This is a genomic window from Saccharopolyspora sp. MMCC62, from assembly GCF_057736575.1.
On sequence record NZ_JBYKCM010000018.1, the window covers coordinates 1 to 23,250 of the forward strand.

General features: G+C 73.9%; 25 protein-coding genes. 13 read left to right on the plus strand and 12 right to left on the minus strand.

Annotated elements, in window-relative coordinates:
- Positions 1-113 precede the first annotated feature (113 nt).
- The 7 genes from AC29IT_RS28055 (at position 114) to AC29IT_RS28085 (ending at position 5,573) form a co-directional block, all read left to right on the plus strand.
- A complete protein-coding gene (locus tag AC29IT_RS28055; RefSeq protein WP_488220682.1) occupies positions 114-806 on the plus strand; it encodes an alpha-ketoglutarate-dependent dioxygenase AlkB family protein in 693 nt (230 codons plus the stop codon).
- On the plus strand, positions 788-1,390 hold the full coding sequence (locus tag AC29IT_RS28060; protein WP_488220683.1) for a DNA-3-methyladenine glycosylase I: 603 nt from the start codon (positions 788-790) through the stop codon (positions 1,388-1,390). The genes AC29IT_RS28055 and AC29IT_RS28060 overlap by 19 nt, the downstream gene beginning before the upstream one ends.
- Positions 1,387-2,223: a DNA-3-methyladenine glycosylase family protein gene (locus AC29IT_RS28065; protein WP_488220684.1), complete on the plus strand. Its 837-nt coding sequence runs from the start codon at positions 1,387-1,389 to the stop codon at positions 2,221-2,223. Before AC29IT_RS28060 ends, AC29IT_RS28065 begins: the two co-directional genes overlap by 4 nt.
- A gap of 324 nt (positions 2,224-2,547) precedes the next feature.
- Positions 2,548-2,973 (plus strand): Fur family transcriptional regulator, encoded by a 426-nt coding sequence (locus AC29IT_RS28070; protein WP_488220685.1) that lies wholly within the window; start codon positions 2,548-2,550, stop codon positions 2,971-2,973.
- 22 nt (positions 2,974-2,995) lie between these two features.
- Complete coding sequence (locus AC29IT_RS28075; RefSeq protein ID WP_358443974.1) at positions 2,996-4,459, plus strand: catalase; 1,464 nt, start codon at positions 2,996-2,998, stop codon at positions 4,457-4,459.
- Positions 4,460-4,536: 77 nt separating this feature from the next.
- On the plus strand, positions 4,537-4,923 hold the full coding sequence (locus AC29IT_RS28080; protein ID WP_488220686.1) for an ankyrin repeat domain-containing protein: 387 nt from the start codon (positions 4,537-4,539) through the stop codon (positions 4,921-4,923).
- A 227-nt stretch (positions 4,924-5,150) separates the two neighbouring features.
- On the plus strand, positions 5,151-5,573 hold the full coding sequence (locus tag AC29IT_RS28085) for a pyridoxamine 5'-phosphate oxidase family protein (RefSeq protein WP_358443980.1): 423 nt from the start codon (positions 5,151-5,153) through the stop codon (positions 5,571-5,573).
- 7 nt (positions 5,574-5,580) lie between these two features.
- On the opposite strand, the gene AC29IT_RS28090 is transcribed toward AC29IT_RS28085, so the two are convergent.
- Positions 5,581-6,354 carry an oxidoreductase gene (locus tag AC29IT_RS28090; protein ID WP_488220687.1) on the minus strand — a complete coding sequence of 258 codons (774 nt, stop codon included), beginning with the start codon at positions 6,352-6,354 and terminating at the stop codon, positions 5,581-5,583.
- 76 nt (positions 6,355-6,430) lie between these two features.
- Between AC29IT_RS28090 and AC29IT_RS28095 the strand changes: the two genes are divergently transcribed.
- Complete coding sequence (locus AC29IT_RS28095; protein WP_358443984.1) at positions 6,431-7,006, plus strand: TetR/AcrR family transcriptional regulator; 576 nt, start codon at positions 6,431-6,433, stop codon at positions 7,004-7,006.
- A gap of 72 nt (positions 7,007-7,078) precedes the next feature.
- Here AC29IT_RS28095 and cobF read toward each other — a convergent pair whose 3' ends face one another.
- The 6 genes from cobF to AC29IT_RS28125 are packed head-to-tail and all read right to left on the minus strand — an operon-like array spanning position 7,079 to position 13,855.
- Positions 7,079-7,858, minus strand: a complete 780-nt coding sequence (gene cobF / locus AC29IT_RS28100) for a precorrin-6A synthase (deacetylating) (protein WP_488220688.1) — start codon at positions 7,856-7,858, stop codon at positions 7,079-7,081.
- A gap of 43 nt (positions 7,859-7,901) precedes the next feature.
- The gene (locus AC29IT_RS28105) at positions 7,902-8,813 is read right to left on the minus strand and encodes an NAD-dependent epimerase/dehydratase family protein (protein ID WP_488220689.1); all 912 of its coding nucleotides are present in this window, start codon (positions 8,811-8,813) and stop codon (positions 7,902-7,904) included.
- Complete coding sequence (locus tag AC29IT_RS28110; protein WP_488220690.1) at positions 8,810-9,718, minus strand: hypothetical protein; 909 nt, start codon at positions 9,716-9,718, stop codon at positions 8,810-8,812. Before AC29IT_RS28110 ends, AC29IT_RS28105 begins: the two co-directional genes overlap by 4 nt.
- On the minus strand, positions 9,715-12,405 hold the full coding sequence (locus AC29IT_RS28115) for a PEP/pyruvate-binding domain-containing protein (protein ID WP_488220691.1): 2,691 nt from the start codon (positions 12,403-12,405) through the stop codon (positions 9,715-9,717). Before AC29IT_RS28115 ends, AC29IT_RS28110 begins: the two co-directional genes overlap by 4 nt.
- Positions 12,405-13,049 (minus strand): methyltransferase family protein, encoded by a 645-nt coding sequence (locus AC29IT_RS28120; protein ID WP_488220692.1) that lies wholly within the window; start codon positions 13,047-13,049, stop codon positions 12,405-12,407. Before AC29IT_RS28120 ends, AC29IT_RS28115 begins: the two co-directional genes overlap by 1 nt.
- Positions 13,046-13,855, minus strand: coding sequence for an AfsA-related hotdog domain-containing protein (locus AC29IT_RS28125; protein WP_358444087.1), 810 nt, complete (start codon positions 13,853-13,855; stop codon positions 13,046-13,048). Before AC29IT_RS28125 ends, AC29IT_RS28120 begins: the two co-directional genes overlap by 4 nt.
- Before the next feature lie 526 nt (positions 13,856-14,381).
- Here AC29IT_RS28125 and AC29IT_RS28130 point away from each other — a divergent pair.
- Positions 14,382-14,948 carry a UTRA domain-containing protein gene (locus AC29IT_RS28130; protein WP_358444084.1) on the plus strand — a complete coding sequence of 189 codons (567 nt, stop codon included), beginning with the start codon at positions 14,382-14,384 and terminating at the stop codon, positions 14,946-14,948.
- A 26-nt stretch (positions 14,949-14,974) separates the two neighbouring features.
- Positions 14,975-15,565, plus strand: a complete 591-nt coding sequence (locus AC29IT_RS28135; protein ID WP_358444081.1) for a cysteine hydrolase family protein — start codon at positions 14,975-14,977, stop codon at positions 15,563-15,565.
- Between the two features lie 31 nt (positions 15,566-15,596).
- On the opposite strand, the gene AC29IT_RS28140 is transcribed toward AC29IT_RS28135, so the two are convergent.
- The 3 genes from AC29IT_RS28140 to AC29IT_RS28150 form a co-directional block, all read right to left on the minus strand.
- Positions 15,597-16,268 carry a TIGR02611 family protein gene (locus tag AC29IT_RS28140; RefSeq protein ID WP_488220693.1) on the minus strand — a complete coding sequence of 224 codons (672 nt, stop codon included), beginning with the start codon at positions 16,266-16,268 and terminating at the stop codon, positions 15,597-15,599.
- A gap of 41 nt (positions 16,269-16,309) precedes the next feature.
- Positions 16,310-17,038 (minus strand): DUF3159 domain-containing protein, encoded by a 729-nt coding sequence (locus AC29IT_RS28145; RefSeq protein WP_488220694.1) that lies wholly within the window; start codon positions 17,036-17,038, stop codon positions 16,310-16,312.
- Positions 17,039-17,159: 121 nt separating this feature from the next.
- Complete coding sequence (locus tag AC29IT_RS28150; RefSeq protein WP_488220695.1) at positions 17,160-17,378, minus strand: hypothetical protein; 219 nt, start codon at positions 17,376-17,378, stop codon at positions 17,160-17,162.
- Positions 17,379-17,774: 396 nt separating this feature from the next.
- On the opposite strand from AC29IT_RS28150, the gene AC29IT_RS28155 reads away from it, so the two are divergent.
- The 3 genes from AC29IT_RS28155 to AC29IT_RS28165 all read left to right on the plus strand — a co-directional run bounded on the left by AC29IT_RS28155 (position 17,775) and on the right by AC29IT_RS28165 (position 21,076).
- Positions 17,775-18,521, plus strand: a complete 747-nt coding sequence (locus AC29IT_RS28155; protein ID WP_488220696.1) for a response regulator transcription factor — start codon at positions 17,775-17,777, stop codon at positions 18,519-18,521.
- Positions 18,518-19,630 carry a sensor histidine kinase gene (locus AC29IT_RS28160; protein ID WP_488220697.1) on the plus strand — a complete coding sequence of 371 codons (1,113 nt, stop codon included), beginning with the start codon at positions 18,518-18,520 and terminating at the stop codon, positions 19,628-19,630. Before AC29IT_RS28155 ends, AC29IT_RS28160 begins: the two co-directional genes overlap by 4 nt.
- Before the next feature lie 96 nt (positions 19,631-19,726).
- Positions 19,727-21,076 carry a PLL family lectin gene (locus AC29IT_RS28165; RefSeq protein ID WP_488220722.1) on the plus strand — a complete coding sequence of 450 codons (1,350 nt, stop codon included), beginning with the start codon at positions 19,727-19,729 and terminating at the stop codon, positions 21,074-21,076.
- Between the two features lie 21 nt (positions 21,077-21,097).
- Here AC29IT_RS28165 and AC29IT_RS28170 read toward each other — a convergent pair whose 3' ends face one another.
- Positions 21,098-21,799 (minus strand): response regulator transcription factor, encoded by a 702-nt coding sequence (locus tag AC29IT_RS28170; protein WP_488220698.1) that lies wholly within the window; start codon positions 21,797-21,799, stop codon positions 21,098-21,100.
- On the minus strand, positions 21,796-23,145 hold the full coding sequence (locus AC29IT_RS28175) for a helix-turn-helix transcriptional regulator (RefSeq protein ID WP_488220699.1): 1,350 nt from the start codon (positions 23,143-23,145) through the stop codon (positions 21,796-21,798). The genes AC29IT_RS28170 and AC29IT_RS28175 overlap by 4 nt, the downstream gene beginning before the upstream one ends.
- Positions 23,146-23,250: the final 105 nt, after the last annotated feature.

The window sequence follows — 23,250 nt, forward strand, 5'->3', positions numbered from 1 at the left end:
GGGTGGGTGCGCGGCGCTGGGGGGGGGGTGGGGGGGGGGGGGGGCGCCCCCCCCGGGGGGGGGGGGGGGGGGGGGGGGGGGGGGGGGCCCGCCGGGGAGGAGGATCGGCTGCGATGGGTGCACCGCTGTTCTCGCTGCCGCCGCGGGTCGTCGCGCCGGGTGCGGTGCACGTGCCGGGCTGGCTGGGGCTGGAGCGGCAGCGCGAGCTGGTCGTGGCGTGCCGGGAGTGGGCGCGCGGCCCGGTGCCGATGCGGGCGGCGCGGCTGCCGAGCGGGCACCGGATGTCGGTGCGCACGGTGTGCCTGGGCTGGCACTGGTACCCGTACGCCTACAGCCGCACCGCCGACGACGCCGGCGGCGCGCGGGTCGCACCGTTCCCGGACCGGCTGGGCGAGCTGGGCCGCGAGGCGCTGGCCGCGGCGTACGGCCCGGGAGCGGCCGACGACTACCGCCCGGACACGGCGCTCATCAACTTCTACGACGAGCAGGCCAAGATGGGCATGCACCAGGACAAGGACGAGCTCTCCCGGGAACCGGTGGTGTCGTTGAGCATCGGCGACACCTGCGTGTTCCGGTTCGGCAATCCCGAATCCCGTGGCCACCCCTACACCGACGTGGAGCTGTCGTCGGGGGACCTGTTCGTGTTCGGCGGCCCGTCGCGGCTGGCGTACCACGGTGTTCCGGCGGTGCGCCCGGGCACGGCGGACCCGGCGTGCGGTATGCGCGCGGGTCGCCTCAACATCACCTTGCGGGTCACCGGAATGGCCCCGGAACGCGGAGGCGGAGCGTGCGCGAGCAGGACCTGATCGTCGGGGCGGACGGGTTGGCCCGTCCACCGTGGGCCGCGGCCGATCCGCTGCTGCGGGAGTACTACGACACCGAGTGGGGCCTGCCGGTGCGCGGCGAGCAGCCGCTGTTCGAGCGGATCTCGCTGGAGGCGTTCCAGGCGGGCCTGTCGTGGGCGACGATCCTGCGCAAGCGCCCGGCGTTCCGGAAGGCGTTCGACGATTTCGACCCGGACCGGGTGGCGGCCTACTCGGAGGAGGACGTGGCGCGGCTGCTGGCCGATACCGGGATCGTGCGCAACCAGGCGAAGGTGCGGGCGACGATCGGGAACGCGCAGGCCGCGGTGGCACTGCGCGCGGAGGACGGGCTGGACGCGTTCGTGTGGTCGTTCCGCCCGGAGCGGACGCCGCGCCCGCGCACGATGAGCGAGGTCCCGACCACTTCCCCGGAGTCGGTAGCGCTGTCGAAGGCGTTGCGCCGCAAGGGTTTCCGCTTCGTGGGCCCGACGACGATGTTCGCGCTGATGGAGGCGGTGGGCATGGTGGACACGCACCTGCTGGGCAGCCACCGCCGGGGTTCGTCGGGGTTGTGGCCGGGGTCGTGACGCTGCGGTTCCCAGTCCGCGGCCCGTTCGCGGTGGACGCGGCGCTGGCGGCGTTGGCCGCGCACGCCGTGCCGGGCCTGGAGCGGGTGGACCGCGCGCGGCGGTGCGTGGTGCGCCTGCTGCCGCTGCCGGGTGGTCCCGTCGAGGTGTCGGTGCGGTTGGCGGCGGATCACGTGGCGGTGTCCGGCGAGTTCGGCAGCGCGGCGGACGAGGTGGCGGCGCTGGTGCGGCACTGGCTGGGCCTGGATGCGGACGTGGCGCGGATCGACGCGGCGCTGGCGGCCGATCCGCTGCTCGGGCCGCTGGTGGCGGCGCGGCCGGGGTTGCGAGTGCTGAGCTATCCGGACGGCTTCGAGGGCGCGGTGTCGACGGTGCTGGGCCAGCAGGTGAGCCTGGCCGCGGCGCGCACGTTCACGGCCCGGCTGCTGACCGCGTACGGCGCTCCGCGGCCGGGCGGGCTGCTCGCGTTCCCGGCTCCGGAGGCGCTGGCGGCGGTGCCCCTGGAGGAGCTGCGCGCGGCGGTGGGCGTGCCGCGCTCGCGCGCCCGCACGGTGCTGGCGCTGGCCGCGGCGGCCGCGGACGGGTTGCCGCTGGGCCCGGGCGCGGAGGTGCGGCGGGAGCTGGCGGCGCTGCCGGGGGTGGGGCCGTGGACGGTGGAGTACCTGGCGCTGCGCGCGTTCGGCGACGGGGATGCGTTCCCGTCGGGTGATCTGGTGCTGCGGCGGGCGATGGGCGCGGAGTCGGCGGCGGCCGCGGTGCGGCGGGCTCGGGCGTGGTCACCGCACCGGGCGCACGCGGTGTTCCACCTGTGGACGGAGGCCGCGTACCGGTGAGCTCGCCGGCGGCCGCACGCCGCTGCGCGTCCGGGCGATCCGGCGGTCGCGGCTCCGAGTTCCCGGCGTCCAGCCGGACTCCGCGGCAGCGCGGCGAGGCGCACCTCCGGGTGCTCGAGCCCCCGCTCCGCTCCGCGGGCGCCCGGCGACCGGAGCGCTGCGGGGCGGCGTGCGGCTGAGAGATCGCGGAACCCGCCCGGGTGAACCAGCCGCGCCGGAATGCCGCAGCAGGCCCTCCCCACCTGCGAAGACGTGATCTTCCTGCCGCCACGCCACACCCGAGCTAAACTTGACTAATTCCAGAAAAGCTGGTTGTCTCGGGTCATGCCGGTCATCGACGCCACCGCGCTCCTGCGCGACGCCTCGCTGCGCGTGACGCGCCCGCGAGTGGCGGTGCTGTCGATGGTCGCGAACCACCCCCACTCGGACACCGACGCGATCGCGACCGCGGTCCGCCGCGAACTCGGTTCGGTGTCCACCCAAGCGGTCTACGACGTGCTGCGCGCGTTGACCGACGCGGGCCTGGTGCGGCGGATCGAACCGGCGGGCTCCCCCGCCCGGTTCGAGACCCGCGTGGGGGACGACCACCACCACCTGGTGTGCCGCGGCTGCGGCGGCATCACCGACGTGCGCGGTGCGGTCGGCGCGGCGCCCTGCCTCGACGTCCGCGACTCGCGGGGCTTCACCCTCGAGCGGACCGAGGTGACCTACTGGGGCACCTGCCCGGCCTGCCGCGCACGAACCGAATGAATCCCGAACACAGGAGCCGATCTTGCCGGAGAACAACCAGAAGCCGTTGACGACCGCCGCGGGCGCGCCGGTTCCGGACAACCAGAACTCCATGACCGCCGGTGCCCGCGGCCCGATGCTGCTGCAGGACGTGTGGTTCCTGGAGAAGCTGGCCCACTTCGACCGCGAGGTCATCCCCGAACGCCGCATGCACGCCAAGGGCTCCGGTGCGTTCGGCACGTTCACCGTCACGAACGACATCACCCGCTACACCTCGGCGAGCATCTTCTCCGAGGTCGGCAAGAAGACCGAGATGTTCGCCCGGTTCTCCACCGTGGCCGGTGAGCGCGGTGCCGCCGACGCCGAGCGCGACATCCGCGGCTTCGCGCTGAAGTTCTACACCGACCAGGGCAACTGGGACCTCGTCGGCAACAACACCCCGGTGTTCTTCTTCCGCGACCCGCTGAAGTTCCCCGACCTGAACCACGCGGTGAAGCGCGACCCGCGCACCAACATGCGCAACGCCGAGAACAACTGGGACTTCTGGACCAACCTCCCCGAGGCGCTGCACCAGGTCACCATCGTCATGTCGGAGCGCGGCATCCCCGCGTCGTACCGCCACATGCACGGCTTCGGCTCGCACACCTACAGCCTGATCAACGCCGAGGGCGAGCGGTTCTGGGTGAAGTTCCACCACCGCACCCAGCAGGGCATCAAGAACCTCACCGACGCCGAGGCCGAGGCCCTCGTCGGCAAGGACCGCGAGTCGCACCAGCGCGACCTGTTCGACTCGATCGAGAACGGCGACTTCCCGAAGTGGAAGCTGTACGTGCAGGTCATGCCGGAGGCCGACGCCGAGGGCTACCGGTTCCACCCGTTCGACCTGACCAAGGTGTGGTCCAAGAAGGACTACCCGCTGATCGAGGTCGGCGAGTGGGAGCTCAACCGCAACCCGGAGAACTACCACGCCGACGTGGAGCAGGCCGCGTTCACGCCCGCGAACCTGGTGCCCGGCATCAGCTACTCGCCGGACAAGATGCTGCAGGGCCGGCTGTTCTCCTACGGTGACGCGCAGCGCTACCGCCTCGGCGTGAACCACCACCAGATCCCGGTCAACGCGCCGCGGATTCCGGTGAACTCGTACCACCGCGACGGTGCGATGCGCGTCGACGGCAACCAGGGCGCCACCCCCGGCATCGAGCCGAACTCGTACGGCCGCTGGCAGGAGCAGCCCGCCTACCGCGAGCCGCAGCAGGCCGTGGGTGCCGTCGCCGACCGGTTCAACTACCGCGAGGACGACGACAACTACTTCGAGCAGCCCGGGAACCTGTTCCGGAACATGACCGCGGAGCAGCAGCAGGTCCTGTTCGAGAACACCGCCCGCGCCATCGACGGTGCCTCGCAGGCCACCATCGAGCGGCACATCCACAACTGCACGCAGGCCGACCCCGCCTACGGCGAGGGCGTCCGCAAGGCAGTGGAGGCCCTGGCGGCCGGCAACCTCTGAGTCAGACCGGATTCCCCGGCGTGGCGCGCGATTCCGCGTGCCGCGCCGGGGTTTCTCTTCCGTTGGGGAGGATTTCCATGGGCGAGGGCAAGCTCACCCCGGAGCAGACCGAGCGGGTCGTGGCGATCGCGATGGACCTGGCCCGGGAGGGCGACACCGCGCAGCTGGTGGAGTTCGTGGCGCACGGGCTGCCGGTGGACGTGGCCGACGCGGACGCGAACACGCTGCTGATGCTCGCCGCCTACCACGGGCACGCCGCCACGGTCCGCGCGCTGCTGGACCGCGGTGCGGACCCGGACCGGCGCAACGCGCGGGACCAGTCACCGATCGCGGGCGCGCTGTTCAAGGGCGCCGACGAGGTGGTGGCGGTGCTGCGCGAGGCGGGTGCCGACCTGGACGCGGGCACTCCGACGGCGCGGGACGCCGCGGTGCTGTTCGGAAGGCAGCACCTCATCGCCGACTGACGACAAGGCTCTTCCCTGTCAGCGGCGAAGCCGATGAGCAGCGACCCGGCGAGCAACCGGCACCGCCGCCGGTTCTCAGCGCCCTCCTCGCGAGGACGGCGTTGTCGCATGTGGCGGAGCCACCTGGGCAAACGATCCCGAAGCGAGGAGGGCGCCGAGGTTCCGCCGCCCCACCCCCGAGCAGCAGGAGTCGAGCATCGGTCGGGGGTCGCGGCTAGCGTCGGCGCATGACTCTTTCCCAGCAGGAACGCGAAAACTTCCTTGCCGAACCGCACACCGGTTCCCTCGCGGTGGTGGAGGGTTCCGGCCGCGCACCGCTGGTGGTGCCGATCTGGTACCACTACGAACCCGGCGGCGAGCTGTGGATCAACACCGGGGCGGACACCCGCAAGACCCGCGCGATCCGGGCCGCCGGTCGGTTCAGCATGTTGGCGCAGCGCACCGAACCGACCGTCCGCTACGTCTCGGTGGAGGGCCCGGTGCTCGCCATCGAGCCGGGGTCGGCGGAGTCCTCCCGGGTGATGGCCGCCCGGTACCTGGCGCCGGACAAGGTCGACGCGTTCGTCGAGTTCGAGCGGACGCAGCTCGGCGAGCACGTGGTGATCCGGATGCGCCCCGAGCGCTGGCTGTCCGCGGACCTGGGCGCCTGAGCCGGGTTCACACGGCGGCGATGATGCCGCCGTCCACCCGGTATTCGGCGCCGGTGAGCCACTTCGCGCGCTCCGAGGCGAGGAAGGCGATCAGCTCGGCCGCGTCCTCCGGGTCGCCGGGGCGGCCCATCGGCATGTTCAGCCGGCCCGCGATCCGCCGCTGCATCTCGCGGAGCTCGACGCCCTGTTCGTCGGCCATCTCCTGGTGGTGCGCGACGGCGCCTTCGGTGGCGACGAAGCCGGGCAGCACCCGCAGCACGCGCACGCCGCTCTCCCCCACTTCTTCGGCGAGGCCGCGGCTGTAGGCGTTGAGCGCGGCCTTCGCCGCCGCATAGGACAGGTCGCCGCGCTGCGGCAGCCTGCTCGCGATCGAGGAGACGTGCAGCACGACGCCGGAGCCGCGTTCGACCATGCCGGGCACCAGGGCGCGGTCGAGCCGGACGGCGCTGAGCAGGTTGATGTCGAGGTCGAAGCGCCAGGACCGGTCGGCGCGGTCCAGCGCGGTGGCCCAGCCGCTGGTGGCGCCCGCGTTGGAGACCAGCACGTCCACTCCGCCGACCGCATCGAGCACCCGTTCGCCGAGGTCGGCGACGCCTTCGGCGGTGGCGAGGTCGGCCCGCAGGAACGTGCCGGGGACGTCGTCCGGGGGCGCGCTGCGCGAGGCGGTGAGCACTTCGGCGCCGGCGGCGGCGAAGCGGCGGGCGATGGCGACGCCGAGGCCGCGGCTGGCGCCGGTGATGAGCACGCGCCGTCCGGCGAGTCCTTCGTCCGGGATCGTCATGCGATGCACCTCCAGTAAAGTGAACCAGACTCACCATATAACCGGAGTCGGACTCACTTTATTCGGAGGTCGTCCGTTGCCCACGTCACGCCCGCTGCGCGCCGACGCCCGCCGCAACCGGGAAGCCCTGCTCACGACCGCGCGGGAGGCGTTCCTGGCCGGCGAGGACATCGGGGTGGACGAGATCGCCCGCCGGGCAGGAGTCGCCGTCGGCACCCTCTACCGCCACTTCGACACCCGCGAAGAGCTGATCGCCGAGATCTACCGGCAGGCCCTCGACGAGCTGTGCGCCGAACCGGACGCGCTGCTCGCACGGCACGCGCCGGACCGGGCGCTGCGCGAATTCCTGGACCTGCTCGTCGAGCACGCCGCCACCAGCAGGGGCATGTCCTTCGCGCTGGAGAGCGTGCTGGCGACCGATTCGGCCGTGTTCGCCGACTCGCGGCGGCGGATGGCCGACTGCCTCGACGCGCTGCTCCGAGCGGGTGCGGCGGCCGGGACGATCCGCGGCGACGTGGACGGGTGGACGGTGCTGCGAGCGCTCGGCGGGGTGTGCGGGATGCGCGCCACCGAGGGCTGGCGGGACGAGGCGGCGCAGATCGTCGCCCTGCTCTTCGACGGCCTCCGCTACGGGGCGACCACGGCTCGGTAGCCACTGGCGCGGCGGGGACGAGTGGGCCCGCTGCTCAGGTGGCGACCCCCGGCAGGGCGGGGGCGAAGCGGGTCAGGCCGGTGGGCGCAGCAGGCAGCTGTCCATGATCCAGCCGTGCCGTTCCCGGGCGTCGGCGCGCACCTCGGCGATGCGGTCGGCGACCTCGTCGAGCGGCCCGGCGACCGAGAGCTCGTCGGGCGTGCCCACGTAGGCGCCCCAGTGGATCCACCAGCCGCCGCCGCGCCGCGCGTCGATCGCCGCGGGCACGTCCAGCATCACCAGGGTGTCCTCGGGCAGGTCCGGCCGGTCCACCCCGGGCCTGCCGGTGGTGATCCGCACCGGGCGGCCCACCCGGGTCCAGGTGGTGCCGTGGTGCGCGGCGAGCGCGGAGATGCTGCTGATGCCGGGGATCACCTCGCAGGTGACCTCGGCACCGGCGGCGCGGATCTCGTCGAGGACGTCGAGGGTGCTGTCGTAGAGCGCCGGATCGCCCCACACCAGGAACGCGCCGGTCTCCCCCGGCGCCAGTTCCTCGTGCACGACCCGCGTCCACCGCTCCGCGCGGCGCCGCCGCCAGTCGTCGACCTGGGCGCGGTACTCGTCGGTGCCGGTGGTGGTGCGGTCGCGCGGCGGGTCGGGCACGGCGACGGTGCGGGCGGCGTCCGCGGCGTGCGCGCGCAGGATCTCGGCGCGCACCTGCAACAGCCGCTCGGTGCGCTTCCCCTTGTCCGGCAGGAAGAACACGTCGGTGCGACCGATCGCGTCGACCGCTTCGAGGGTCAGGTGCCGCGGGTCGCCCGCACCGATCCCGATGGCGATGAGGTGCCGGGCACCCGCCGACGTTCCGCTCACGACGACCTCCCGTAGTCCGGTGCTCCGGCCCCATCCTCCCCGGTCAGCCGGGACGGTCCTCGGCGAGGTAAGCGCGGTACCAGGCGAGGGAGCGGGCGAAGCCGACCTCGAACGGGGTCGGCTCGCGGCCGGTGTCGCGCCAGGCGGCGGTGGAGTCGAAGTACCGGTCGCAGGCCAGCAGCGACAGCTGGTCGGCGGCCCCGGGCAGCCGCTGCACCGCCTCCCGGTAGGACATGTCCCGCTGCGGTGCGGGAACGCCGAGGTCCGCGACGATCCGGTCGACCAGCGCGCGGACCGGCACCGGCCGCGGGTGGTCCACGTGCAGCACCCGGCCGGGCGGGGCGGCGCGCACGGCGAGCGTCGCGATGAGCTCGGCGAGGTCGTCCACCCACACCATGCCGAGCCGGGGCCGGGCTCCCTCGATCGTGCTGCCGGTCGCGGCGAGCAGCCGGGCGAGGCCGGGCACCACCCAGCGGTCCCCTTCGCCGTACACGAAGTAGGGACGCACGACGGTGCCGCCCGCGGCGAGCACCGCGTTCTCCCCGGCGAGCCGGGTCTCGCTGGTCACCGACTCGGGACGGGGCCGCACCTCGTCCTCGGCGGGCCCGCGGTGCTCGCCGCGGCCGTAGACGGCTGCGGTGCCGAGCTGGACGAAGCGGTGCACGCCCGCACTGCGCGCTTCCGCCAGCAACGCCCGCGCGCCCGCGTCGTTCACGGCCCGGCAGGTGTCCGGGTCGGAGCCGACGGCGGCGGCCAGGTGCACCACCGCGTCCACGCCGTCGCAGCTCCCGCGCAGCGAAGCCGGATCGGCCAGGTCGCCCGCGACCTGCTCGTCGTCGCCGCCGGTGCGGCGGTGGTGCACCAGGGTGCGCAGCCGCATCCCGCGCGCGTGCAGCGCCCGGCGGGTCGCCGCGCCGACGAACCCGGTCGCGCCCGTCACCAGCAGTTCCGTCATGCCCAGCTCACCACCGCTGCCTGGCACACCAGTGCCGCGTACCACCCGAGGACGAAGGTCATCGCCAGCCCGGCGGGCCAGGCGCGGCCGCCGCCGAAGAACCGCCGCGCCCCGATGCCGGGCAGCACCAGCGCGCAGTACGGGAGCAGCCGCACCAGGTCGGCGGCACCGCCCCACTCCCACGGCCGGAACAGCACGACCGCGGAGGCGGCGGCCAGCGCCGGGGCCGCCAGCACCAGCACCGCGGCGCCGACCGGCCCGACCGCGTTCGAGTACATCCGCGCCTGCGCCGGGGCGGTCCAAGCCGTCTTGCGGGCGAACTCGAAGTGCAGGAACACGCAGGAGAAGCAGCCGATCAGCCCGATCGCCACCGGGCCGAGCCCGCCGGTGACCGAGAGGCACACGTACGCGCTCAGCAGCACCTGCACCGGATAGGTGATCGCGAGGTTCGGGAACAGCGCGTCCCGCAGCCACGCAGACCGGCGCTCCAGCACCACCAGCAGCAGCGCGTAGCCCAGGTCCAGCACCAGCACCGCCACCGAGGCCGGCGCGACCAGCGCGTTCGCCACCACCAGCAGCACGGCGAACAGCAGCATCCAGCGCCGCAGCTCGGCCGCGGTGATGGAGCCGCGCACCAGCGGCCGGCCCGGGTCGTGCTCCCGGTCGTAGTCGAGGTCCTTCTGCTCGTCGACCATCCGCAGGTACAGCAGTACCAGCCCGACCGAGCAGATCCGCACCGCCGTCCCCGCCGAAGGAGTCCACCGGCCGTCGGTGACGACGGCGAGCGAGCCCTCCAGCGCGAGCACCCACAGCACCGCGTACGTGCCGTACACCTTCGGCGGGAACACGTCCAGCACGAACCGGCCCAGCCGCGCACCGGCCGCGGGGGCGGCGATCGTGGTCACGACGGCACCTCCAGCACGGTGACCTCCCCGGACGCGCCGTCGAGGGCGATCCGCGCCCCGTCCGGGATGGCGGTGGTGGCGCCGCGCAGCGACACCACGGTGGGGATGCCGAACTTGCGGCCGGTGATCGCGGTGTGCGACAGCATGGTGCCGCGTTCCACGACGATGCCCTTCGCGGTGAGCATCAGGAACAGCCAGCCGGGGTCGGTCTCGCGGGCGATGAGGATCATGTCCTCGCCGGGCTCGACGGGGTCGCGCGGGTCGAGCACGATCCGCGCGGTGCCTTCGACGCGGCCGCTGCTGGAGCCGAGACCGCGCAGTTCTCCCCCGCCGCCGTCGGTGGTGGCTCGCACGGCGCCGAGGGACGTGGTGACGCCGCCGAGGGTGCTGAACCGCTCGGGCAGTTCCGGCGCGTCCTGCTCGAATTCGGCCTTGCGGACGGCGGCGACGGCGCCGAGGTCGCGGGTGACGCCGCTGCCGTCGAAGTAGCCGAACACCTCGTCCTCGGTCAGGTGCACCACGTCGGCGGCGGAGCGCAGCACGCCCTGCGCGGCGAGGTCGGCGCCCAGCGAGTGGAAGATCGTCTTGGCCAGGCCGAACAGTTCGCTGCGGCAGTAGCGCGAGTTCTCCCGGTGCCGCACGCTGCGGCGCAGCTTCCCGAGCAGCCGCTGCAGCACGGCGAGCTTCGGGGAGCGGGCGCCGAGGGCCGCGGTGAGCTGCCGCTCGGCGTCGGCGCGGATGCGCTCCTCCCGCTCGACGAAGGTGGCCCGGTCCAGGTCGGCGCGGGCGTAGTCGGCGACCATGCGCAGCAGTTCGCCGGGTTGGGCGCGCAGCGTGGGCTGTTCGACCTTCAGGTCCTGCACGCTGCGGTCCCCGTAGCGGTGCAGGTGTTCCCGCACGGCGGCGCGGAACCCGTCGCCGTGCCGCCCACCGTCCACTTCGGACCACACGTGCGCGGCGGGCCGGTCGTCCATCGCGGCGAGGAATTCCGGTCGTGCGCGGGCGAGTTCGGCGAGGCCGACGGCGGAGAGCACGGCGGCTTCGCTGCGGTTGCGCTCACCGCCGCACAGCAGGTCGTTGAGCACGCCCTCATCCAGCCCCGGCGCCCACTTCGCGAGCAGCCCGCGGACGGCGCCGGTGGTGGCCGACAGCACCGAGTCGTTGATCAGCGTGACGCCCCAGTGCGCGCCGACCTCCCGCCACACGGCGCGGAAATCGGCGATCCGGGCCAGCGGGTCCCGTTGCGACCAGTCCACCGCGCGGCGCGGCGCGATCAGCCCTTCCCACCAGGTCTCGAACTCGCGCATGGCCCGGTCGTGCCGGGCCAGCGCCCGCAGCAGCCGGGCGAGCGGGCCGGCGAGCCTGCCGACGACTCCGGGCAGCGTCGGCGCCAGGAAGCGCAGCGAGCCCTCGCCGCTGACGGGCAGGCCCATCATCTGCTCCCAGGAAGCCCGCAGCAGCGGGAAGAACGCGACCTGACCGTGCAGGTGCAGCCACGAGTCGAGGTCGTAGTAGACGCGGCCGCCGAGATAGCCGATCATCCGGTCCAGCTCGGGCCCGCTCGCGTCGAGCAGCGCCCGGTCCACGCCGTAGCGGCGGTACAGGTCGTGGAAGATCGTGCGGTAGAAGCCGCGGGCGAACGAGTAGGTCAGCGCGGTCGTGGTGCCGGAGAAGCTCTCGGTGACGTTCGCGTTGCTCCACTGCTTGCGGGTGGACAGGTCGATCGCGATGGGCCGGGCCTGCACGAGGCGGACGGTGCCGTCCTCGGTGAGCACGCCTTCGACGTCCTGCGGGGCGCCGAACAGCGCCGCGACCCGGGCGCCGAGCGCGGCGACGTCCCGCACCTGCGCCTCGTCGAGCACCGGCGCGTCGCGCAGTTCCGGCGGCACCGGCAGCGGGACGGGCCCGTCGTCGGGGCGGTCCGGGTCGAGGCCGAGGAGTTCCGGCTTGTGCGCGAGGTGCGACTCGCAGCGGCCGGTGGCCGAGCGCAGGAAGTAGTGGTCCACGCCCACCTTCTCCTGCACGACGCCTTCGCCGATGCCGTACCCGGCGGCGAGCACCGCGTCGTCGGCGCCGGTGGCCGGGTCGCAGGTGAACAGCACGAAGGACTTGGCGCCCAGCACCATCTCCTGCACGCCGACGGACACCGCGAACCCGTCGAGCGCGAGCCCCTGGGCGTGCCGGTACAGCAGCGCTTCGGCGGTGAAGCCGGACGCCCAGCACTCGCGGACCCGGTCCAGGACCCGGTCCCGGCCCACGTACAGGAAGCTCTCCCCCATGCCCGCGAACGGGTCGGCGGCGGAATCCTCGCTCTCCCGCTCGGAGCGGCCCACGCTGGAGGAGCGGACGGCGACCAGCGTCCCGGGCGCGAAGGTCGCGTCGAACGCGTCGAGCACGCCCTGCTCGACCCCGGCGGGGAACGGGACGTCGAGGAACAGGTCGCGGATGGCCTTCGCGGCGGCGTCGAGGGAGGCGCGGTCGGCGAAGTCGATGGCGTGCAGTTCGCGGCGGATCCCGCCGTCGACCTCCCGCGCCACGTCCCGGAAGACGGCGGCGTCGAGGCAGCAGAAGCGGGGCACCGGCAACCCGGCGGCGCGCATCTCGGCGAGCCGGGCGAACTTGTTGCCGACCTGCGCGCTGGACGGGCGGGCGTCGTCGTGGATCATCGCGGCGGTCACCGTTCCCATCACCACACCGCCGGGATGAGCCGGCGGCGGTCGCGGGCGTAGTCGGGGTAGTCGGGCAGCCGCATCAGGGTGTCCTCCTCGACGAGGATGCGGCGCACCACGGCGGGCACCATGAGCGCGGCGAACGCGAGCACCCCGTACGGGTTCAGGAACGCGGCGACCAGCCCGAGGTGGGCGAACACCATGCCGGTGTAGGCGGGGTGGCGCACCAGCCGGTAGGGCCCGGTGCTGACGATGGCGTGCCCGTCGACGGTGCGGACGCGGTGCGAGTAGAAGCGGCCGAGCCGATGCACGGCGGTGAGCCGCAGCACGACTCCGCCGAAGAACACGGCGACGGCACCGGTGCGCAGCAGCCCCCAGCCGTCCCAGGTGTTCGGCGGCAGCGCCACGGCGGCGAGGACGGCCAGCCGGGACAGCCCGTAGAGCTGCAGGCTGCCGCGGTCGGCGGAACTGGTCTCCTGCACCGATCCCTGGAAGGTGACGCGGGATTCCACCAGCGTCCACGCCAGGTAGGCGAGCAGGACGGCGGCTTCGCCGTACCCGGTCGCGCCGTCGAGCAGGCGGCTGCCGATGCCCCAGGCGAGCACCAGCATCCCGCACAGGAAGATCGCGGGCGGGAAGAGGCTTTCCAGCTTGCGGTTCATCGTGCTGCTTCCCGGTTGGCCCAGCGCAGGTGGTCGTACACGCGCGGGGGAACGATCATGCCGGTGAGCCGGACGGAGCCGATCACGTCGCCCGCGGCGAGCAGGTCCACGGCGAACTCGACGCGCTTGCGCCGCATGGTCATCGTGGTGGTGCGGAACCGGACGTCCTCGGTGGCGGCGACGGCGCGGTGCTGCTCGTGCCGCACCCCGCTGAGCACGTACTTCCAGTCCGGCGCCACGTCCCACACCCGGTGCCCGACCAGCGTGATCAGCTGGCGAGCGCCTTCGACGAGTTCGAGCGCGGAGCGGTGCCGCGGGTCGCGGCGGCGCAGCGCGTGGTCCGGGGCGAAGTCGAGGAGCCGCGCGGTGCACCCGGACTCGTCCCCGGCGAAGTCGCCGATGGCGACGTTCTCGGCGCGGTGGCGGTGCACGAGCTCCCGGTCGACCGGGCTCGGCGCGGGCTCGACCGGCCCGGGAGGTGGCGGGTCGTGGTGGTCGCGCAGCGACACGTGCCCGTCGGCGACGACGAGCCCGCCGGAGGAGCAGTACGCGTCCCAGCGCTCCCCGTCGGTCGCGGGGCTGCTCATCAGCACTTCGACCGGCTGGTCGAGCTCGCAGAAGTGGTGGAACTCCACGGCCAGCTCCGCGACGCGCCCCGGGGACGCCGACGCGAGCCCGGCGAGCCCGTCCAGCAGCAGCATGGCGGGCAGGTGGTCCAGCGGGTGGTCGAAGAAGAACGCGTCCGTCGGGTCCGAGACCATCGATCCGGTCATCGTGTGCACGACGGAGTCGATCGTGACGCTCATATTTCTCCTCAAGGCCCTGGGAAGCGGACGAATTGTCCGGCCACCTATTCCAGGACTACCGGAAGTTGATCTAGTGGATTTCCCAGTGTTGGGCCGGAGGAACGCCTCCGAGCCCCGCAGCACCAGGCGAGATCAACGGGTACCGCCGCAGCATCCGGCAGACCTTCTAGGGAAATCAGCAGTCCTCGACATCCGGCTCCCGCGCTGGTCCCGAGTCCGCGGTGATCCGCGACGCAGCCCGGATTCCTCCATTTTCCGCATTGCGCCGCGCATTTCACCCACGCACTGCGGAAATCACCGGAACCTCGATCCTGGAAACAACCCGGCACCCGGTGAAAACGTCGCGGACCATTTCCGCCCGGCACTCGGTCCGAGGCACTCGGTGCCTTTCCGCGTACCGCGCGCCGGAACGGCGGGCCCGCGACCACTCCATCGGCGACGCCGACTCGGGCGGCTGATCGGGCGTCGCGATCGGCGGCGGTGCGACGATGGCCGCGGAGGACGGAACCAACCCGAGGAGGCGTCGATGAGCGCGGCGGCCGAGCACCAGGACCACGAAGGGCCGCCGCGGCTGGTGCGGCTCGACGCCCGCGAGCGGCTGAGCCGGGCGCGCCGGGACCGCGGCGAGGGCGCCTTCCTCGCCGACGCGGCCGCGCAGGGCTTCACCCCGGGCTCCGCCACCCAGGTCTGGTTCGAACCGGCCGCCGACTTCGCCGAACCGTTCGGCATCCGCGCCGGGGACGAGATCTGCGTCCGCGACCGGGTGCTGCGCGCCGACGGCCGCCCGGCGATGCTGGCGGTCTCCCGCTACCCGCGGTCGATCACGGCGGGCACCGCGCTGGAGTGCACCGACACCGGCCCGGGCGGCGCACCGGCCCGCCTCGACGAGCTGGGCCACGGCGCCACCCGCTACGCGGAGGTCGTCACCATCGCGATGGCGACCGAACTGGAACGGCGGGCGCTGGACATCGACCCCGCGCCGCTGCTGCACCTGCGCCGCACCACCTGGAGCGGCGACCGCGTCGTCGAACTCACCGACGTGAAGGTCCCCGCCCTCGCCGCAGAACTCCACTACACCTGGGACGCCTGCTGACCCGCGGCGGAGGGCAGGATCGGGGGATGAGCGGGAAGTGCGCCGTGCTGGCGCTGCACTGGCAGGTCAACGTCATCGCGCCCGAGGGCTTCTTCGGCGAGCTGCTCGCCGGTCCGGTCGCGCGCAGCGGAGTGGTGGGGCGTGCCGCGCGGTTCCACGCGGCCGCCGCCGCGGCGGGCGCCGAGCTGGTGTTCACCCGCTTCACCGTGCCCGCCGGGGAGGGCGAACTGGTCCGCAACACCGCGTTCATGTGCGCGGTCGCCGAGGCGCAGGAGTCGTTCCGGCCGGACGCACCGGGCGCGGCGCTGATCCCGGAGCTGGCCGGGCAGCCGGATCTGGTGGTGGACAACCAGAAGCTGTCCGGGCTCGCGGGCAACGACCTCGCGGTCCGGTTGCGCGAGCGGGGCGTGGAGACGCTGTTCCTCACCGGGGTCGCCACCGATCTCACCGTCGAGCAGACCGCGCGGCACGCCACCGATCTGGGATTCCGGGCGCACGTGGTCACGGACTGCACGGCGGCCGCCGACGAGGCGGCGCACGAGGCGTCCCTCGCATCGCTGACCCGGACCACGGCGGGGAACCGCACCGCGGCGGAAGCCCTCGCGGCCTGCCGCTGAGCCGCCGCGACCGGCCCGGCGGGGAGGCCGGTCATCCGAGCGGGGACGTCAGGAACGGGAGGTCCACGCCGAGCAGGCGGGCGCCGAACTCGAACGCGCCGAGCAGCCACACCGTGCCGAGCACCACGGCCGCCGTCGCCGCGAGCAGCAGCAGCCGGACCGCCGGGTGCCTGCCGCGCTGCCACGCGTCCCACCGGTCGTAGCGGTGGCGCAGGAAGGCGAGCGCGCGGCGGGCGGTCGCGAACTCGGTGCCGAGCACGGCGAGCCCGGCGAACGCCACGACCCAGCCGGGCCCGGGGTACGGGATCATGATGATCCCCGCGACGAGCACCGCGGTGCCCGCGATCCCGATGCCCGCGCGCCAGGCCAGGTCGGCGGCGCGGCTGCGGCGGGCCCGGTCCCGCCGCGCGCGGTACCGGTCGCGCAGGCTCGGGCGCGTAGCAGCGGTGGAGCCGGTGGCGGGTTCGGTGACCGGTTCGGTAGCGGAACCGACGGCGGATTCGACAACCGGTTCGGTGGCGGAGCCGACGGTTGATTCGGTGACCGGTTCGCTGGCGGAACCGACGGCGGGTTCGGTGGCGGAACCGACGGTTGATTCGGCGACCGGTTCAGTGACGGGACCGACGGCGGGTTCGGCGGTCGGTTCGACGGCAGGTTCGGTGGTGGGCTCGGTGGTGGGCTCGGTGGTGGCGGTGCCGTGCACGTTCGTCCTCCGGATCCGTTGCGCCCCAGTGCTTTCCGCGCTCACGCCTGCCGGCGGAGGCGCTTGCTGGTGCGGCGGAACGCCCAGACGACGACCAGTGCGCCGAGCACCGTCAGCGGCGTGCCCATCGCGACGCGGGCGACCGCCAGGCCACCGGTGGTGTCGATGACGTAGAGCCACTGCTGCACGGCGAACCGGGCGCCGAACACGAGCGCCGCCGCGAGGGTCGCGAGGTCGTGGGCGCGCAGGCTCGGCCGATCCGCGCGCCACGCGTGCTGCCCGCCGTGCACCAGGTTCCAGACCACGCCGGTCACCGGCCGCCGGGCCAGCAGCGAACCCGCGGTGAGCACGAATCCGGCCAGCGCGGCCCAGATCCCGATGGCGAAGAAGTCCTTCGCCGACCCGGTCCACACCGCGAGCCCGACCGCGACGCCGACCGCGATCAGCCCGCCGACGGCGGAGGAGAACTTCTCGCCGCGCAGCATCCGGAACGCGGTCAGCAGCACCGCGGCGCCGACGGCGACGGCGCTGGTCACCGGCAGCGGCAGGAACGAGTTCGCCGCGGCGAAGACGATGACGGGCGCCGTGGAGTACAGGAATCCCATCGGCCCGCCGACCTGGTCCAGGACGGACGGCTTCGGCGCGGCGACCGCCTCGATCTGCTCGGTCGGCTGCTCGGTGCGCTCGGTCGGCTGCTCGATCAGCTCGGTCGGCCGCCCGATCCGCTCGGTGCGGTCGTCGGTGCGCGGTTCCTGCTTCGTGTCCGCCATGGTCCTCAACTCCTCGATCGACTTCCGTGGACGAGGAGAAGGAAAAGGCGTGCCGCAACGTCATGCTCAAGGAACCGTGAGCCACTTCACAACCAGGTTCCCGACCGGCGCCCGCCCAGCGCTACGACGCGTCGCCCGCACCGGCGGAGCCGGCCGCTCCGGCCGTGCTCAGCGAGTCCCAGATCCGCAGCACGTGGCCGACCGCGGCGTCGACGGTGCGCAACGGGACGCCGTCGCGGGCTTCGGTGGAGATGCCCCACGTGAACCCGGTGAACACCGCAGCCGGCTCGGCGGGAGCGCAGTCGGCGGGGAGCCGGTCGCCCTGCTCACCCGGCGGCACGCCGTCACCCCCGGCCCCCGCTCGGCCACCTGATCCGGGCCCCTCCCCCTGGGCGGCGGGATCGTGACGAACTCGGGACAGCACCCGGACGCGGCGGTGATGCGGCGAGCCGACGCTGAGCGGAGTGATCACCTCCCCGGCCCGGGCGTGCTCCGGTGCGCCCGCCGCGAGCGCTCCCGGCGTCGCTGCGCTGCTCGATCGAGTGCGACGGGTGCTGCCGACCGAGTACGACGACACCGTCCGCCGCGGTCTCGAACCGGGCCCGGCGGGCCGCCCCCACCGGCAGCGGCGCCCACCGCAGGAGGAAGATCCCAAGCGGACCTTCCGCCGCTGCGCAGCGCGCCGGTGCCCGGCGGCGGCGAGTGGCGAACTCGACATCGGGGACGGGATCGGAAGATGACGCAGCCGGGGGCAGCCGCGGACGGCGGCTCGCGCGCCGGGGGGCAGCGCGTGCTGGTCGTGGAGGACGATCACGAAGTGGCCCAGGTGATCTCCGATTACCTGCACCGGGCCGGGTACAGCACCGTGGTCGTCTCGGACGGCGCGGTGGGCCTGGAACTGGCCGAGCAGACCGCGCCGGACCTGGTGGTCCTCGACGTGATGCTGCCGAGCCTCAACGGCATCCAGGTCTGCCACCGGCTGCGCGCGCGCAGCCAGGTCCCGGTGATCATGCTGACCTCGATGGGCAGCGAGAACGACCGGTTGCGCGGCCTGGAGGTCGGCGCCGACGACTACCTGACGAAACCGTTCAGCCCCCGCGAGCTGGTGATGCGGGTGCAGGCGGTGCTGCGCCGGACGACCGCGATGCCGCCCGCCCCCAGCAGCCCGGTCCGCCGGATCGGCGATCTGGAGGTCGACGAGGCCGCGCACACGGTCACCAAGGCCGGGCGCGCGCTGCCGATGACCAACAAGGAGTTCGAGCTGCTGGCGTTCTTCCTGGACCACCCGGGGCGGGTGTTCCGCCGGGACGAACTGCTGCGCGAGGTGTGGTCCTACGACTTCGGCGACGCCTCCACGGTCACCGTCCACGTGCGCCGGTTGCGCTCGAAGATCGAGGACGACCCCTCGCAGCCGACGGCGCTGGTGACCGTGTGGGGCGTGGGCTACCGCTTCGACCCGCCGAACGCCGGAGCCGCCCGGTGAGCCCGTGGCCGGTCCTGCTGATCGCGGCCTGCGAGTCGGTCGGGGTGGGGCTGCTCGGGGCTGCGGTGCTGCGGATGCTGCGCCGGTGCTCGGTGGACGTCTCGCTGGTCGCCGTGGTCGTGATCACCGTGTGCGCGATGAACGTCAGCGTGCTCACCGTGGTGCTGCTGGTCGGGGCGGACCGGCTGCCGGTGTCGACGAACCTGGCGGTGAACGCGGTGGCCGGGGTGGTCTCGATCGGCATCGGTCTGCTGCTCGGCCGCTCGGTGGTGCAGGGCAGCAGGCGGTTGACGGACGCGGCACGCGACTTCGGGCGGGACCAGCGGTTCCGGCTGACCGACGAGCTGCCGACCGCCGATCTCACCGAGCTGGCCCGGGAGCTGCGGTCCACCAGCGACAAGCTCGCGGAGTCCCGGAAGCGGGAGCAGGCCGTCGAGGCGTCGCGGCGGCAGCTCGTCGCGTGGCTCTCGCACGACCTGCGCAGCCCGCTGGCCCGGTTGCGGGCGATGGCCGAGTCCCTGGAGGACGGGGTCGCCGACGATCTCCCGCACTACTGCCGCAAGATCCGCGCGGACGCGGACCGGCTGAGCGACATGGTCGACGACCTCTTCGAACTGTCCCGGCTCCAGGCCGGGACGCTGCACCTGACCCTGCGCGAAGTGGCGGTCGACGACCTGGTCAGCGATGCGGTGGCGAGCTTCGCCGACCTGGCCGTGCAGCGCGGCATCCGGTTGCGGCCGGACCGCGTCGAGCCGGTGGTCGCCGCGGTGGACGAGCGGATGATGACCCGGGTGTTCAACAACATGCTCTCGAACGCGCTGCAGTACGCCCCGGCCGGCACGGCGGTGGTGCTCGGGGTGCGGGCGCAGCGCGGCTGGGCGGTGGTGTCGATCTCCGACGAGTGCGGCGGGATCCCGCCGGAGAACCTGGCCGCGGTGTTCGACGTGGGCTGGCGGGGTGCGCCGCGCACGCCCGGTGCCGAGCGGGGCGGTGGACTCGGACTGTCCATCGCGCAGGGCGTCGTGCAGGCCCATCGGGGTCACGTGTCGGTGCGCAACGTGCCGGGTGGGTGCTGCTTCGAGGTGCTGCTCCCGCTGGCGGGCGGTTGACGGGTCCGCCGCGGGCGTCGGCTGCCGCCCCCGCCTGATCAACCGGAGTGGTAATTTCACATTTGAAAATCTTGCTGCGCAAGGTGGAGGTTGCGAGTGCCGCTGTACTCGGTCAACGATCTTTCCGGTGGAAACCCGGGCGAGGACCGGCCCACCCGGCGCGCGCTGCCCGAACCAGACGAGACCCGGACGATGCCGATCCCCCGGATCGGTCGGCGCAACGCCGAGCGGCGACGGCTGCTGCTGCTCGGCTCGGTCGGCACCCTGCTCGTCACCGCGCCGATCGCGCTGATCGGCTTCTTCGGCGAGGGCGAGCCGGTCCCGGCACCGGGCTCCGTGTCACCGCCGCAGATCGATGCGCAGGCCACCCCCGGCGCCGGGGTGATGAACGGCTACTCGAAGGAACCCGCATCGCGGGTGGTTCCGGACAGCGGCTGGCGGTTGACCCACGTGGCCAGGAGCAAGGCGGGCACCGTCGTGCGCACCAGCCACAGCGGCAAGATCGAGGACACCACCACCGGCTGGGTCGACCTCGGCGGCAGCGCGGGCGGAGATCCGGTCGCCCTCGCCGACGCGCAGGGCAGGATGGCCGCATTCGTGGTCTCCACCGGCGGCACGCTGACCTACGACCCGCAGATCGACCCCGCTGCCGAGCAGCCCGGGACGTGGCTCGAACTCGGCGGGCGCGACCTCGTCGGCACCCCGGCGGTGGCGCAGGACTCCCGCGGCCGGATGTTCGCGTTCGTCCGATCCGCGAACGGCGCCGTCTGGGAGACCCACGAGACGCGGGCGGGCGGCGGCGCCTGGAGCGGGCTGCGGGACACCGGTGTCCCGCCGGTGCAGGACGATCCCGTGGTCCACGTCAACGTCGACGACAAGTTGAAGTTGTTCACCCTCGGCACCGACGGCGTGCTGCGCACGCAGGCCCAGCTCCAGCCCGGCGGCGACGAGTGGACCGCGCCGCGCGGCATCCAGGGCACCGTGGGCACCGCCCCAGCGGTGGCGATCGACTTCCAGGAGCGGTTGCAGCTGTTCGCGCTCGACGCGTCCGGCGAGGTCCGGCAGAGCAGCGAGCTCGGCCCGGACGACCGGTGGACCGACTGGCGGGGCTGGGAGAGCTGGCGCACCGGACCCGGGACGTTCGCCGAGCGGCCCGGGGTCGCGATGGATGCCAAGGGGTCGCTGGTGGTGTTCGCCCGGGACGCGGGCGGCGCCGTCCACGAGAGCTTCCAGTCCGGGCCCGGGCGCACCGGGTGGAAGGAGTGGAAGGACCGCGGTGGCGACGTCGTCGAGCTCACCTCCGTGGCGCGGGACTTCCTGAAGCGGCTGTGCGTGTACGGCATCGGCTCGGACGGCTCGCTCACCCGCATCCGGCAGAGCGGCCCGGCGGCCGGCCCGTGGACCCCGTGGTCGACCGACCTCGCGGGCGACCTGGCCACCGGCTGATCCGCGCGGCGGGCCGGGGATTCACCCCTCGCCGGGTTCGAGGCGGTACCCGACGCCCCACACGGTGACCAGTCGCCGGGGGCGGCTCGGGTCGTCCTCGATCAGCTCCCGCAGCCTGCGGACGGTGCACAGCACGGCGGCGGTGCCGTCGAGCGTTCCCAGCTCGCGCGCCAGCTCGTCGCGGCGCCACGTCCGGCCCGGGTGGCGCATCAGGAAGGTGAGCAGCTCGTACTCCGGGCCCGCCAGCTCCAGGTCCCGCCCGGCCCTGCGCACGACCGGGGCGTCCCGGTCCGCCACCAGATCGCCCACGGCGGGCACGGGACCGTCGTCGGCCGGACCCGCCTCCGCAGGCAACGCCCGCCGCACCCGCGATACCAGTTCGCGCGGGCTGAACCGCCGGGGCGCGTCGTCCTCGGCACCACCGGCGAGGGGCAGCAGCAGCGGACCCGGGTTCTCCCGCAGCTCCTGGCGGAGCCGGTCCACGACGGTCCCGGGCAACGAGGTGCCGAGCACCACCAGGTCGGGTCGCAGCCTGCGGACCAGGTCCGGACCGGAGGTGGCGTCGTCGGCGACGACCACCAGGTAGCCGGCCGCGCGGAGGTAGTCGCCCGCCACCTCGGTGACCGTGGGCTCGTCCTCCAGCACCAGCACGAGCCGCTCGTCGGCGCTGTCCTCGGGCGGCGTTCCGCCGGGCTGGTGCGGCAAGGGGGCGGCAGCGGTCACGCAGCGAATCCGCGCGCGGCACCCGGTTCGAGGCGTCCGTGCAGGTTCGCGGCGACCAGCTCGACCCGCGAGTTGCAGCCGGTGCGGGCGAACAACCTGGTCAGGTAGCCCTCGACGGTCTTCTCGCTGAGGTTGAGCGCCGAGCCGATCCGCCGGTTGGTGAGGCCGGCGCCGACCATCTCGACGATGCGGAGTTCGGTGCGCGACAGCGCGGGCGCCGGAGCCCGCCCGGTGCGGACCGCCGGTCGCCGCGGGCCGGGCGCGCCGGCGCGGCGCCCCGCCAGTCCCGCGGCGCGCAGCAGTCGCGCCGCGGCCGGGTCGGCGGCCTCGGCCCAGGCGGCGAGCGCGGGGCACAGGCACGCCACGTCGTCCCAGCCGTCCCCGGTCAGCGCGCCCAGCTCGACGAGCCGGTCCACGACGCGGCCGCAGTCGACGAGCTCCTCCCCCAGGGCTTCGGCGGCCGCGGGCAGCTCCTCGATGTCGAGCCCGCCGAGCGCGGCGGCGGTCGCGAGCATCCGCGGCCCGAGGTGGCCGAGCTCGCGGACCCGGCGCGGCAGGTGGTGCTCGGCGGGCAGCACGATCGGCCGGGCCGGGTCGGCGAGCACGAGCCCGGCGCCCCCGTCCACCAGGCGACCGCGCTCGTGCAGCCGGCGCACCACCGCCAGCACCGCGCCGGGATTGCCGTAGAGCGGGCCGAGCGCCGCGCCCAGCGACCGGTGCACGTCGGCAGCCAGTTCGTCCCCCGTCACCGCGGCGATGTCCGCGGCGGACAGCGGATCCAGGTCGAACACGTCGTCGGCCAGGGCGAACAGCTCGGCCGCCTCAGTGGACGCCGCCTCCTCGGCGTCCACTGAGGACAGCACCAGGCAGCCGGGCCTGCGGACGACGAGCATCAGCATCAGCGGGTCGGCGGCGGACGCCGCGTCGTCGACGAGCACCGCGGTCGGCCCGAGCGCACCGATGCGCTCGAAGACCTCGCCGAACCCGGCGATGACGGCGGCGCCCCAGCCGGGCGCCTCGGCGGGGCTCGCGCACAACCGGTCCAGCGCGGCGATCCGATCGATCAGGCCCGGGTCGCCGTGCAGGGAGGAGAACTCCCGGCGCACCGCGTCGAGGACCGCGTCGAACCCGTGCGGTGCGCCTGCCAGGCCCCACCGCACGTCGATCACCCGGACCCCGTCGGCGCGCCAGCGCTTGGCGGCGGCTTCCATCAGCCGCGTCTTGCCGATTCCGGTCGGCCCGCGCAGGACGACCGACCGGCCGCGGACGGCGCCGGCGCGCGGACCGTCCCGCAGCGCGGCGAGCACGTCGTCGCGGCCTTCGACCGATCCCTGTTCGCGTCCCATGCGCCCTCCCCCGGCGCCGCGCGGCGCCACCGGTCCCGACCTCCTGCCGGAGAGCAGGTTAGTGCGCGCCGCGGCGGAGAACGGGCCCGGAAAGGCCTTCGCCCG

Coding starts and splice junctions, on each gene's coding strand:
- AC29IT_RS28125 (WP_358444087.1), bottom strand. CDS start 13,855: ATGAGCGTCACGATCGACTCCGTCGTGCACACGATGACCGGATCGATG.
- AC29IT_RS28070 (WP_488220685.1), top strand. CDS start 2,548: ATGCCGGTCATCGACGCCACCGCGCTCCTGCGCGACGCCTCGCTGCGC.
- AC29IT_RS28145 (WP_488220694.1), bottom strand. CDS start 17,038: ATGGCGGACACGAAGCAGGAACCGCGCACCGACGACCGCACCGAGCGG.
- AC29IT_RS28120 (WP_488220692.1), bottom strand. CDS start 13,049: ATGAACCGCAAGCTGGAAAGCCTCTTCCCGCCCGCGATCTTCCTGTGC.
- AC29IT_RS28080 (WP_488220686.1), top strand. CDS start 4,537: ATGGGCGAGGGCAAGCTCACCCCGGAGCAGACCGAGCGGGTCGTGGCG.
- AC29IT_RS28105 (WP_488220689.1), bottom strand. CDS start 8,813: ATGACGGAACTGCTGGTGACGGGCGCGACCGGGTTCGTCGGCGCGGCG.
- AC29IT_RS28090 (WP_488220687.1), bottom strand. CDS start 6,354: ATGACGATCCCGGACGAAGGACTCGCCGGACGGCGCGTGCTCATCACC.
- AC29IT_RS28130 (WP_358444084.1), top strand. CDS start 14,382: ATGAGCGCGGCGGCCGAGCACCAGGACCACGAAGGGCCGCCGCGGCTG.
- AC29IT_RS28085 (WP_358443980.1), top strand. CDS start 5,151: ATGACTCTTTCCCAGCAGGAACGCGAAAACTTCCTTGCCGAACCGCAC.
- AC29IT_RS28175 (WP_488220699.1), bottom strand. CDS start 23,145: ATGGGACGCGAACAGGGATCGGTCGAAGGCCGCGACGACGTGCTCGCC.
- AC29IT_RS28155 (WP_488220696.1), top strand. CDS start 17,775: ATGACGCAGCCGGGGGCAGCCGCGGACGGCGGCTCGCGCGCCGGGGGG.
- AC29IT_RS28135 (WP_358444081.1), top strand. CDS start 14,975: ATGAGCGGGAAGTGCGCCGTGCTGGCGCTGCACTGGCAGGTCAACGTC.
- AC29IT_RS28055 (WP_488220682.1), top strand. CDS start 114: ATGGGTGCACCGCTGTTCTCGCTGCCGCCGCGGGTCGTCGCGCCGGGT.
- AC29IT_RS28115 (WP_488220691.1), bottom strand. CDS start 12,405: ATGGGAACGGTGACCGCCGCGATGATCCACGACGACGCCCGCCCGTCC.